At 47.0% G+C, this 11996-nt stretch carries 13 protein-coding genes; 7 read left to right on the top strand and 6 right to left on the bottom strand.

What is annotated here, in order from left to right; translation table 11 throughout:
- Positions 1-5 precede the first annotated feature (5 nt).
- Positions 6-266, top strand: coding sequence for a hypothetical protein (locus UL82_RS02240; RefSeq protein WP_052735847.1), 261 nt, complete (start codon positions 6-8; stop codon positions 264-266).
- A 44-nt stretch (positions 267-310) separates the two neighbouring features.
- On the opposite strand, the gene UL82_RS02235 is transcribed toward UL82_RS02240, so the two are convergent.
- The 5 genes from UL82_RS02235 to UL82_RS02215 all read right to left on the bottom strand — a co-directional run bounded on the left by UL82_RS02235 (position 311) and on the right by UL82_RS02215 (position 4031).
- Positions 311-775 carry a YdcF family protein gene (locus UL82_RS02235; RefSeq protein WP_052735846.1) on the bottom strand — a complete coding sequence of 155 codons (465 nt, stop codon included), beginning with the start codon at positions 773-775 and terminating at the stop codon, positions 311-313.
- A gap of 6 nt (positions 776-781) precedes the next feature.
- Positions 782-1282 carry a 5-(carboxyamino)imidazole ribonucleotide mutase gene (purE, locus tag UL82_RS02230; protein ID WP_046438802.1) on the bottom strand — a complete coding sequence of 167 codons (501 nt, stop codon included), beginning with the start codon at positions 1280-1282 and terminating at the stop codon, positions 782-784.
- A 39-nt stretch (positions 1283-1321) separates the two neighbouring features.
- Positions 1322-2554, bottom strand: a complete 1233-nt coding sequence (locus UL82_RS02225; RefSeq protein ID WP_083966389.1) for a 5-(carboxyamino)imidazole ribonucleotide synthase — start codon at positions 2552-2554, stop codon at positions 1322-1324.
- A gap of 125 nt (positions 2555-2679) precedes the next feature.
- Positions 2680-3144 carry a hypothetical protein gene (locus tag UL82_RS02220; RefSeq protein WP_046438801.1) on the bottom strand — a complete coding sequence of 155 codons (465 nt, stop codon included), beginning with the start codon at positions 3142-3144 and terminating at the stop codon, positions 2680-2682.
- A gap of 35 nt (positions 3145-3179) precedes the next feature.
- Positions 3180-4031 (bottom strand): biotin--[acetyl-CoA-carboxylase] ligase, encoded by an 852-nt coding sequence (locus UL82_RS02215; RefSeq protein ID WP_046438800.1) that lies wholly within the window; start codon positions 4029-4031, stop codon positions 3180-3182.
- Between the two features lie 227 nt (positions 4032-4258).
- Here UL82_RS02215 and UL82_RS02210 point away from each other — a divergent pair, with 227 nt between their 5' ends.
- The 5 genes from UL82_RS02210 (at position 4259) to UL82_RS02190 (ending at position 9129) form a co-directional block, all read left to right on the top strand.
- Positions 4259-5899 carry an acyl-CoA carboxylase subunit beta gene (locus UL82_RS02210; RefSeq protein WP_046438798.1) on the top strand — a complete coding sequence of 547 codons (1641 nt, stop codon included), beginning with the start codon at positions 4259-4261 and terminating at the stop codon, positions 5897-5899.
- Between the two features lie 199 nt (positions 5900-6098).
- Positions 6099-7730 (top strand): acyl-CoA carboxylase subunit beta, encoded by a 1632-nt coding sequence (locus tag UL82_RS02205; RefSeq protein ID WP_046438797.1) that lies wholly within the window; start codon positions 6099-6101, stop codon positions 7728-7730.
- A gap of 27 nt (positions 7731-7757) precedes the next feature.
- Positions 7758-7991 carry an acyl-CoA carboxylase subunit epsilon gene (locus tag UL82_RS02200; RefSeq protein WP_046438795.1) on the top strand — a complete coding sequence of 78 codons (234 nt, stop codon included), beginning with the start codon at positions 7758-7760 and terminating at the stop codon, positions 7989-7991.
- 91 nt (positions 7992-8082) lie between these two features.
- A complete protein-coding gene (locus UL82_RS02195; RefSeq protein WP_046438794.1) occupies positions 8083-8694 on the top strand; it encodes a Maf family protein in 612 nt (203 codons plus the stop codon).
- 27 nt (positions 8695-8721) lie between these two features.
- Positions 8722-9129, top strand: coding sequence for a DUF3151 domain-containing protein (locus tag UL82_RS02190; RefSeq protein ID WP_046438793.1), 408 nt, complete (start codon positions 8722-8724; stop codon positions 9127-9129).
- Between the two features lie 70 nt (positions 9130-9199).
- Here UL82_RS02190 and UL82_RS02185 read toward each other — a convergent pair whose 3' ends face one another.
- Complete coding sequence (locus UL82_RS02185) at positions 9200-10258, bottom strand: Cj0069 family protein (protein WP_046438791.1); 1059 nt, start codon at positions 10256-10258, stop codon at positions 9200-9202.
- Between the two features lie 636 nt (positions 10259-10894).
- Here UL82_RS02185 and UL82_RS02180 point away from each other — a divergent pair.
- Positions 10895-11779 carry a sulfurtransferase gene (locus UL82_RS02180; RefSeq protein WP_046438790.1) on the top strand — a complete coding sequence of 295 codons (885 nt, stop codon included), beginning with the start codon at positions 10895-10897 and terminating at the stop codon, positions 11777-11779.
- Positions 11780-11996 lie beyond the last annotated feature (217 nt).

Raw genomic sequence — 11996 nt, 5'->3', positions numbered from 1 at the left:
CGTTAATGAATACCGATAACCACAACCCGCACTACGATCGGATAGAAGGCGCTGAAAATAACAATTTCAACCCCAGTAATCATGATTTTGCCTGGGTACGTGCTCGCAAACAAGCGGTATTAGGTTTTCTCGTCTTCTTTACTGTTTTAGCGGTGATCCAGGCTGCAATTAATGTTATTCAACCCGAACCAGCACTGTGGCCAGCACTATTTGCCCTTGTTATGGTGGTAGCCACAGTTATGTTCTGGCGTCGGTTCTTGCCCTAGCATGCAGTAAGCATTGTTCCTCCGTCTAAGCTGTACAAAAGTGCTTAACGGATTTTGTTCAAGTGTAGAAAACGTCGAAAAGCAATGCGCACAGCTGAATGTGGGAGCGCAAAAAATTCTCTTATTAGCCCATAGATGCCAGCTTTGCGCAGTGGGAACAACCCCGAACCAATAACCTTTCCCGGAAATCCTAAATGCCATATCCACAGCCGGGTACGCCACACATGAAAACTATTGGTTACCACTAACCAATATGTTCCCGGGGGAGCCAATTGAGCGGTGTTTTCTAGGTTTTCATTCGTGCTTGTTGCCGCATTTTCAATAATAATTTGTTGTGCATCAATGCCAAGATCAATCAAAAATGCGCGCATAATCTCTGCCTCACCTTTGCCAGAAACAACAATGGTATCCATTGGGCTAGCCAAGCGCGCGGCAACCTCCAACCGCTGTGCTAATAACGATGACGGCCGCGTGGCGTGCACCTTGGCACCCAAAACCACAATATGCACGAATTATTATTCCCCTAATAAGCTTTGGCGTAATTTTTCATCTTTCGCCTCAACTTCTTGACGCATTTTTTCCTGATAGTCCACGCTGCGTTGCATAAGCTGTTCATCTGCTGTGCTAAGAATACGCACAGCTAACAAACCTGCATTTTTAGCGCCCCCAATTGATACCGTAGCCACCGGCACACCAGCAGGCATTTGCACAATAGAAAGCAAGGAATCCATACCATCAAGTTCTTTTAGCGCACGTGGAATACCAATTACTGGCAATGGCGTTGCCGCAGCTACCATACCAGGTAGATGAGCTGCGCCACCTGCGCAAGCAATAATCGCTTTTAAACCCCGAATGTGGGCATCTTGTGCATAACGCAGCATTTTCTCTGGTGTACGGTGTGCCGAGACCACCCCAACCTCAAAGGGAATGCCGAACTCAGCTAGTATTTCTGCAGCTGGTTGCACTGTTGGCCAGTCAGAATCGGAACCCATAATAATTCCTACAAGCGGTTGCATAGTGTCATCCTTTGTTAAATATTCACAGTACTGAAGCTTTTATTTTTCCCTTGCCGAATCCAGCCAGCATCCCTGTGCTAAAAAGCCGGCGGCTAACTGCGCGTTTCGACGCACCTGTACGAGATCAGTTCCGCTTAAGTTCACATGCCCAAGCTTGCGGCCAGCGCGATAAGTCTTGCCGTAAAGATGAATCTTTGCTTCTGGAAAACGCTGCCATACTTCTTGCATACGTTGTTGCATTGGTAGCTGCGGATCATCTTGCGCGCCTAAAACATTAACCATCACGGTAACTGGAGCTACCGGGGAGGTATCGCCTAGCGGATAATCCAATATTGCTCGGATATGCTGCTCGAATTGGCTAGTTACACAGCCATCTTGTGTCCAATGCCCAGTATTATGAGGTCGCATTGCTAACTCATTGACATATATTTCTGTTTCACCGGTATGAGTGGTTGTTTCAAACAGTTCCACTGCTAAAACACCAGTAACACCAAGCTCAGTAGCAATTTTTATTGCCAGCTCCTGTGCACGCTGCATTATCTGTGGTTCAAGCCCTGGTGCAGGAGCAATAGTCTCAGTACAAATGCCACCGGTTTGCACACTTTCAACTACTGGCCAGCTTTTCACTTTCCCGGAAGGGGTGCGTGCAACCAGCGTCGATAGTTCTCGAACCAGAGGAACCTTTTTTTCTGCCATTACCAAAGTACCTGCAGCAAGCAGTTTGGACACTAATTCTGTTAATTCTGTTTCACTGCGTGGAAACCACACCCCATGTCCGTCATAACCGCCCCGGCGTGCCTTAATGCACACTTCAGCATTCACCGAATGCCAGAAGCTACGGGCTTCGGACACACTAGAGATCTCAGCAAATTCTGGAACTGGCGCCCCTAATGCGGCCAGGTGCTGGCGCATAACTAGTTTATCTTGGGCATATATTAATGAAGACGGCGCTGGCTGAACGTTATAGCCTTCGGAAATAAGTTGTTCTAAATGCTCATTGGGAACATGCTCGTGGTCAAAGGTAATTACTGAACTTTTATCGGCGACACGACGTAGATCATCAAGATTAAGGTAGTCACCTATAACAACATCATGAGTAACCTGCGCGGCAGACGAATCTGGCGAGCTAGCCAAAATTCTTAGCGATAATCCTAGTTCAATAGCTTCAGTATGTAGCATCCGGGCAAGCTGACCGTCTCCGATGACGGTAACGATGGGCATACCTGGCGCATGTGCGGACAGAGGGGCAACTGTATCGGTGGCTAAAGTCACGAAACTCACTATACTTTGCGTACTAAAAAACGGGTATTGCACACAAGAAAAAGAAATAACGCTGCCAGAAAGCAAAAACTATCTTTTGGTTATAGCTGGCAACGTTAACTTCATACTATTTTCCGCTAATAAGAAACTACTGGCAATGATTCCACTAACATGGTGGCGACCCTTTTTGCCCTAGGGATATCCGTAATAGAAATTGTTTGGTTATAACCCGCTACCCCTAGTACTAGGGTTCGCCTTTTACGCTGTACCTTGCGGATGGCTTGGAGCGAAAACTCCTCGGTATAACCACGCATTCCGGGAGTGCGCAGGATCAAGCGTCGATCGGTAAGAATAAGCCGACGACGACGCAAGGAAGCAATAGGAATAATAAACCGCCAGATCACTACCGCTAACCATAAGGCAACGACTGCATTACGCGCATCAACGCTTACGGTTTCAGTTCCCATTCGATCTAAGAAACCAATGACCATCCAAAAAACTGCAGTATAAAAAATCAGTTGAATAACCGAGTAGCTTAACCCAGCTAAACTGGTGGTGACATCGACACGCACCTGCTCGTCGGGCGCAATAGTAATAGCCATACTCTTTCCTTTTACCCCTAGCTGTGCCCCAATAATTATTGCAAGCGCAAATGGGTAATATCACCCACGGTAAGCACATGGCGAGTACCGTCTTCTTCGACAACAACCAAGTGCCCATCATTAGTAATGGTTTCTGCTCTACCAAGTAATTCTTTATCACCCGGTAAAATAGCGCGCACATTTTGGCCAATGGTGACACTTGCGGCGCGGTATTCGTCCATGAGTGTTGCCTCGCCGCATTCCCACTGCGTCATACGTTTATATAGTGCACGCAACACGTTAATAGCTAATTCGGTTCGTTCATAAACAATGCCTTCTAGCTCTAAAGAAGAAGCATGCGCTACTGGAAGTTCATCACTACGCAAACTGGTATTAAGACCTAGACCAATCACAACTGCCGGGGAGCTACCTAAATCAACAGCTTCGGCAAGGATGCCACATAATTTACGGCCGCCGCTTTTTCCGCGTCCGTCGGCAAGTAAATCATTAGGCCATTTTAGACCCACTGAGCTATCTTCGTTTCCAGCTCGTGTGTCCGCATCTGCGTCGTGTCTAGGTAATTGGTTAATAACATCAACAAGTGCTAACCCGGTAATAAGTGCCATAGTTCCTAGCCGGCTTATCGCTGATGCTGGTGGACGAATCAAAAAGCTCAGTGTGAGCTGTGATCCAGCGGGAGCTTCAAACCGTCTTCCCATACGACCTCGTCCTGCTACTTGTTCTTCTGTGAGAAAAACAGTCCAAGCAGGTGTGCCATCATGAGCGGCTGCAACAAGATCGGTATTCGTTGATCCGGTAGACATACTGTGCTCTAAACGTGCAAATGGTCCATTATCAACAAGTTCTGCACGCAGACGGGCAACATCAAGAGGTTGGCGGTTATCCATTTGCTTGATTCTACAGTTTTAAAAAAGAATAAGGCTAAGCCAGATTAGCAATCACCGAAACTGCCCTAGGGCAATAATGAGCTAGAAATTCCACATCGGAAAGAAAATGCAAAAATATTTTTTACCCTAAAAAAAACTATGTGAGCAGGCATTTTCCACCTACCGATAGGTAATTTATTTATGTTCCCACTAGAAAAGGTGATAAAAGAGGACTAGTCTTTCAAAACATGACAATTTCCTCACCTTTGATCGATGTGGCTTCACTGCCTGCCGTTGACACCACCGCCGGCAAAATCGCCGACTTAAAGGCTAGGCGCGCGGAGGCTACCTACCCACTAGGGCCGGACGCATACAAAAAAGTTCATGATGCCAACCGACTCACCGCCCGGGAACGCCTAGATTATTTACTCGACGAAGGTTCGTTTATTGAAACCGACCAGCTTGCCCGACACCGCACCCATGCTTTTGGCATGTATGGAAAACGTCCCGCAACCGATGGAATTGTCACCGGCTGGGGCACTATCGACGGCCGCGAAGTCTGCATTTTCTCCCAGGATGGCACCGTATTTGGTGGAGCTTTAGGCGAAGTCTATGGCGAAAAAATGTGCAAAATTATGGAACTAGCTGTCACCACTGGGCGCCCACTTATCGGCCTTTATGAAGGTGCAGGCGCACGTATCCAAGATGGTGCTGTTTCCCTAGATCTTATTGCACAAACCTTCTATCACAACATCAATGCCTCTGGGGTAGTTCCTCAGATTTCGGTTATTATGGGCGCTTGCGCTGGTGGCAATGCTTACTCCCCCGCATTGACCGATTTTGTGGTGATGGTAGATAAAAAAGCAAAAATGTTTGTCACCGGCCCCGATGTTATTAAGACGGTCACTGGCGAGGAAATTTCCCAAGAAGAGCTCGGTGGCGCACATATGCATATGTCTACCGCCGGGAATACCCATTACACCGCTGCTAGCGATGAGGATGCGCTTGACTTCGTTGCCGATTTGGTCAGCTATTTACCTTCCAATAACCGCATTTGTGCGCCCATTAGCGAATTCGACCCCGAAGAAGGCTCCATCGAGAGCAATCTTAATGCCGACGATCTTAAACTCGACTCTATTATTCCGGACTCTCCTACCGTTCCCTATGATGTACGCGAAGTGATTGAATCGCTTACCGACGATGGAGAATTCCTAGAAATCCAAGCAGAGCGCAGCGAAAATATCGTTATCGCTTTTGGGCGTATCGAAGGGCAATCAGTAGGTTTCGTAGCTAACCAGCCCACCCAATTTGCCGGTTGCCTAGATATTGATGCCTCAGAAAAAGCCGCTCGGTTTATTCGCACCTGCGATGCTTTTAATATCCCTATTGTCATGCTTGTTGATGTCCCTGGTTTCCTACCGGGAGCAGGTCAAGAATACGGCGGGATCTTGCGTCGTGGAGCAAAATTGCTCTATGCCTATGGCGAGGCAACTGTTGCTAAAATTACGGTCACCATGCGCAAGGCTTATGGCGGAGCCTACTGCGTAATGGGTTCTAAAGGGTTGGGCGCCGATCTCAACCTAGCCTGGCCAACCGCCCAAATTGCCGTCATGGGTGCTGCGGGTGCAGTGGGTTTTCTTTATCGCAAAGAAATCATGTCTGCTCAAAAAAATGGCTTAAGCCCACAGGATATCGCTGAACTCGTTGCTTCTTTTGAACGCGAATACGAGGATCATATGCTTAACCCTTATCTCGCTGCCGAGCGCGGGCTTATCGATGCAGTTATTCTACCTAGTGAAACCCGTGGTTTTCTAGCTAGAAACCTACGCTTACTAGCAAATAAGCATGTCCATCGACCAGCACGCAAACACGGAAATATCCCCTTATAAGCCCTATTTTAGCTAGCACAGCGTGCTACCCACCCCAGAGCAAGGGGTGGGCATTTTTATTAAAAACACAATTGCACATATAAAAATGTTCCTTTTTACCCCTTTTTCCTACCCCTAAACCTAGATATTTTTTCTGCTACCACTAATTACTGGACAAACAGTTCCCAAAATTGCCGCATACCCCTTACACTTATGTCCCATGACCGCCGCAATGATCTCTGATACTGGTGCGCAAGCACCTGACCTAACAACCACCGCTGGCAAACTCGCAGACCTACGCGCACGTCTTGCTGAAACTCAGGCACCAATGGGACAGCCCTCCATTGATCGAGTTCATGAAACCGGCAAAAAAACTGCCCGCGAACGCATCGAATATCTCCTTGACGAAGGTTCTTTCGTCGAGGTAGATGCTCTAGCACGTCACCGCTCCAAGAACTTCGGCCTAGATGCTAAGCGCCCTTATACCGACGGTGTTGTTACCGGCTATGGCACCATCGATGGCCGCAAGGTTGCTGTGTTCTCGCAAGATGGTGCAATTTTTGGTGGTGCTCTCGGCGAGGTCTATGGCGAAAAAATCGTTAAAATCATGGATTTAGCAATTAAAACCGGTGTACCGCTTATTGGTATTAATGAAGGCGCCGGTGCGCGTATCCAAGAAGGCGTTGTCTCACTTGGCTTATACTCGCAGATCTTCTACCGCAATACTCTTGCTTCTGGTGTTATCCCACAGATTTCACTCATTATGGGTGCTTGCGCTGGTGGCCATGTATATTCGCCAGCACTTACCGACTTTATCGTCATGGTGGATAAAACCTCTAAGATGTTTATTACCGGCCCCGATGTTATTAAAACGGTCACTGGCGAAGAGGTCACCCAAGAAGAACTTGGGGGTGCACATACTCATATGTCCACCTCCGGTACCTCTCATTACACCGCTAGCGATGATGCCGATGCGCTGGACTGGGTTCGCGATCTAGTCAGCTATTTGCCTTCCAACAACCGAGCAGAAGCTCCCCGCGAAATAGCCGAGATTATGGTTGGTTCTGTCCAAGAGAACATCACCGATACCGATCTTGAACTTGACCGCCTTATCCCAGATTCTCCTAACCAGCCGTACGATATGAAAGAAGTCATCTCACGCATTATCGACGATGGCGATTTCTTTGAGATCCAAGAAGGCTACGCCGATAATATTCTCACCGGCTTCGCCCGCATAGAGGGACGCTCAGTAGGCATCGTAGCCAACCAACCCACCGAGTTCGCTGGTTGCTTGGATATTAAGGCATCAGAAAAAGCGGCTCGTTTTATCCGCACCTGCGATGCTTTCAATATTCCAATTATTGAATTTGTCGATGTCCCTGGATTCTTGCCAGGTACCAGCGAAGAATACGACGGCATTATTCGTCGTGGTGCAAAACTGCTCTATGCCTACTCAGAAGCAACTGTTGGCAAAATTACGGTGATTACCCGCAAGTCCTATGGTGGCGCTTATTGCGTAATGGGTTCTAAAGACATGGGTGCCGACTTAGTCTTTGCCTGGCCAACCGCACAAATTGCGGTCATGGGCGCTGCTGGCGCGGTAGGGTTTATCTACCGTAAAGAACTCAAAGCTGCCATGGCAGAGGGTAAAGATGTTGTTGCCATCGCAAAGCAATATGAACAGGAATACGAAGAAACCTTGGTTAACCCGTATATTGCTGCCGAACGCGGTTTTGTTGATGCAGTTATTCCGCCATCAGAAACGCGCGGACAAATTATTGAAGGCCTGCGACTGCTAGACCGCAAGGTAGTTAATGTACCGGCAAAGAAACACGGCAATATTCCGCTCTAAAACGAATCCGGGGTAGAATAAAAAACTATGTCTGACGAAAATACCACCGAGGAAAAGAAACCTTTTCTCCGTGTACTCAAAGGAAATCCCGATAGTACACAGGTAGCAGCTATTACAGCGTTGTTTGCTTCTATGGCGCACCACGGTACGTCAGCGGCTCATCCGCACCGTGAACGCAATTTGTGGGGCAATATAGAAGATCGACTACAACGATCTACCACCTACAATCCAGCTGCATTCCAAAACGTTTCTTTCTTCTAACACTTACTACCTAGTTAAAGCAGGAAAACTCCGGCTGAATAAGAAACCAGCTTATTTAGTCGGAGTTGTTTTTGTCCTAAACTAAGCAGCTATGCGCATCGTTCTTGCCTCTGCTTCCCCATCACGAAAACAGATTCTGCTTTCTGCCGGAATACAACCAATTCTTGCCCCCGCTGATATTGATGAGGCGGCCATTATCACTGAGTTAGCAGATACCGCGCCAGAAAAAGTAGTTAAAAAACTTGCGCAGGCCAAGGCCGAAGCAATAGCTAACGATTACCCCAATGACGTCATTATCGGTGGTGATTCAATGCTATTAATTGATGGTGTCCTGCAAGGAAAACCACATACCGTGGCCGAAACCATCACGCGGTGGCATAACCAACGTGGAAAAACTGGGCACCTTTTAACCGGACACTATATTTGCTATGGCACACACAGCTATAGCAAAACCTCAGCTACCGCGGTGCACTTTGGCCTAGCTAGTGATAACGACATCAAAGCCTATGCCCATAGCGGCGAACCACTGGGTTGTGCTGGTGCTTTTACCCTCGAAGCACTCGGCGGTTGGTTTATTGACCGCATCGAGGGAGATCCTTCTAGCGTGATCGGTTTATCCTTACCCGTAGTACGCCAAGCGCTCTATTCTTTTGGACTACAGATCAGCGATTTCTGGCCTAGGGCAAAAACAACAATTTCCTAAACAGCTATCCTGCGTAGAATATGCCTTATGACACAATTCAAGGACATGCTTGCCCCAGATCCGATTCAGCTACCTGCTGAGGAATTGCCGCCAACCATTACCCTCAGCGTTGCGTTAACACATCCATCCAGTCCATTAGTTTGGGCAACGATCGCTGAAGATGCTATCACCGCAGCAACCAGTGATAGTGAAAAAGTACAAGCATATGCCTTTGCCCGCACAGGTTATCATCGCAGTTTAGATCGGTTGCGGGCACATGGTTGGAAAGGCTGGGGGCCAGTCCCGTTTTCTCATACCCCAAACCAGGGTGTGCTACGCGCAATCGCTGCTCTAGGTAATGCCTCATTAATGATCAATGACCAACCGGAATATAACCGAATCCGGCAGATGCTCTCTGATGCTGATCCAACATGTGTAGAGAAACTACTTCATTAACGCATGCTTGCTTTTCGACGGTTTTAAAAAAAAAGGCGCCTGGTCGGGCGCCTTTTAAGTAGTAAGCAACTTATACGAATTTCTTTTCCACTCGCTCAATGGCTTCTTTTGCCACGAGTTCTTGAATACCCATATCTAGCTCAGAAGTAAAGCCCACGCAAGAACAGTTTATTTCCCCGAGAACATAAGTGTCCTCGCCGTTCTCACCGTCGGCAAGCATAAAATCAGCAGTCCAAATCAGTGGGATATTATCCCCGCCTAGTTTTTCAGCAATAACCGGGCGCGCATGAGCAAACATATCTACAAGTTCTGACCATGCTTCTGGCTGATCATAGGTGTACTGCGCACCGGAGAACAAAGTGGCAGAGAAATTATCGCCACCAGCGGCAGGTTTTTTATGCACCACAAACACTGGGTGTGGTCCAACAAGCAAAATACGAATTTCACCCTCAACAATACGCGGCATAAAACGCATATCTACTAGCATGCCGTTATCGCCGATAATGTACTGGTCGCAGAAATCCATGAACTCGCCCAACTCGCGAATTTCGGTGTGATTGTCCACTGCTTCCGTGCACTTGAGCTTGGTATCTAACGGCAAAGCAGTACCAGGGATAATACTGGCAGCATATTCTTTGTCAGCAAGTTGCACGCGCCAAATTCCCTCACCGGTAGAGCCACGGTTTTGCTTTAATACGCGCTCGCCATAAGACAAAGAGGTAGGGAAAGTGTTATGGAATAACTCAACATCGTAGTAGGCAGCAGTATCTGCTGGTACTAGCTGCGTATCATTAAGTTTAACGAGAGCATCTTTAGCACCATAGGCCATCATTTCAGCTGGTGTTGACATACCTACTAGCCCAGCTTCGGAAAGCTTGGTAAGCAGCTCAAAATAGCCTCGCTCGCCACCTGGAATATTGCCTGGGTTTACACGTGAAATATAGGCGTCGAAATGCGCAGAAACATAATCGAATAGGGCATCCGACCATTCTGGGCGATAGTACACAACTTCTGCATGCCAACCGGTGTCTTTGATGGCATTCACTATAGGCATAGTGTCCTTACGGTGGCCGTCAAAATACTTGTCGGAGCCACCTTCAACTTCGAAGACAACAATGCTCTTGTGCATAGGCAATAAACCTTTCGCTTGTAGGGACACTAGTGGGTTTCCAGTAGGCAACGCATGCGCTCCATGTCATACGCAGTGCAGATAACGCTGAGTAAAAAAGTGCAGCAGCTATGCCACTTTTCATAATAAGACAGAACGAAATGTAATGTGCGCTACACAAGTGACAACGTAATAAATGCCACATTTTGTTAAATATATCTACTTACATCCATTGTGCAGCTTTGCATATTACCTGCTTATCGACAAGAAAAGGATATATTCCATCAGTAGAGCTTTTATCAGTTTTTGAAAAAATCTATCAAAAACCCACGCGGTGAGCTGAAGTTCTTTACGATGAAAATGAGTGCATTGTCGATATTAATTCAGTCTTTACTCACCATGAAAATGGAAAATTTCCGATAATTGAACTTCGTTTTTCATTTTTTTGAATCACCGAATTATTTTCACACGCCCATCATCGTCCACCGCCCTCAACCAATTTATAAAAATAATTGCAAAAGAACTACCAGAAACAGTCTTCGCTCCCACCAATAGTGATTCGTACTACTAGAATCGTTTCGTTAATTGTTTCCATGATCATTAATAATGACCATAGAAACAGCTGCCGCTCACTATGTCATACAGAAAGGAAGCATCGTGCCTATTCCCTACGATCCGCATCCACAATTTCAGGATTATGCCCACCCGGAAAAGTTAGTTTCCGCACATTGGCTCAGTGCCCGCCTTGGCACACCTGGATTACGCGTTGTTGAATCTGATGAAGACTCCTTACTCTACGACATTGGACATATTCCCACTGCTGTTCGTATTGACTGGCGCAAAGATCTCAATAATCACACCATACGCGATTACATTACTGGTGAAGACTTTGCTGCACTTATGAGTTCCAAAGGCATTAACCGTGACGACACAGTAGTTATCTACGGCGATAAATCAAATTGGTGGGCAGCTTTTACTTTCTGGGTTTTCGAACTTTTTGGCCACAAAGACGTTCGTATTCTTAATGGCGGTCGCGATGCTTGGGTAGCCGAAGAACGCGACACCTCTTTTGACGTATTGGACTATCCCACCACGTACTATCCCATTATTGAACGCAATGACACCGAACTGCGTGCTTTTGTCGGCGATATTCTCAACAGCACCAATACCACACAACTTATCGACGTTCGAACCGAAGCTGAATACACAGGCAATGTAGAAAACAGCACCACGCTCCCCTTTTCTGGGGTAATACGCGGCGGACATATTCCTGGAGCAGTCAATATCCCATGGGAAAAAGCAGTACATGCAAATGCTACTTTCCGCACCCGCACGGAGCTTGATCAGGCCTTCACTGAGGTACTCGACAAGGAAGAATTAATCACTTATTGCCAAATTGGTGAGCGCGCCGCGCACACTTGGTTTACCTTAAAGTACCTGTTAGGCCATGAAAAAGTACGAAACTATGATGGCTCTTGGTCTGAGTGGGGAAATATGGTTCGCATGCCAATCGCTTTGGGCAAAGAGCCTGGCTCCCTTTAAACTGTTTTGAGATGCAAAGTGCTTCACCTAAAAAGACGGGAAGTTTTTGCCTTATGCGCCCATCAAAGTATGCAACAATGTGTCATGTATATGACACGACGCACAATTTTGCCTAGCGTGTTGTTTAGCTTATGTTTGGCGCATTATTGAGCAATGCTCAAAACGCACGATAGTTATTCGTGTGTAGCTTTACTACATTCAAGAACCAGGAGAGCTT

Origin of the sequence: Corynebacterium kutscheri, from assembly GCF_000980835.1 — a bacterium.
Classification (GTDB): Bacteria; Actinomycetota; Actinomycetes; order Mycobacteriales; family Mycobacteriaceae; genus Corynebacterium; species Corynebacterium kutscheri.
The sequence above is the reverse complement of the archived record's forward strand: the minus strand, read 5'-3'. Positions and strand labels throughout refer to the sequence as shown.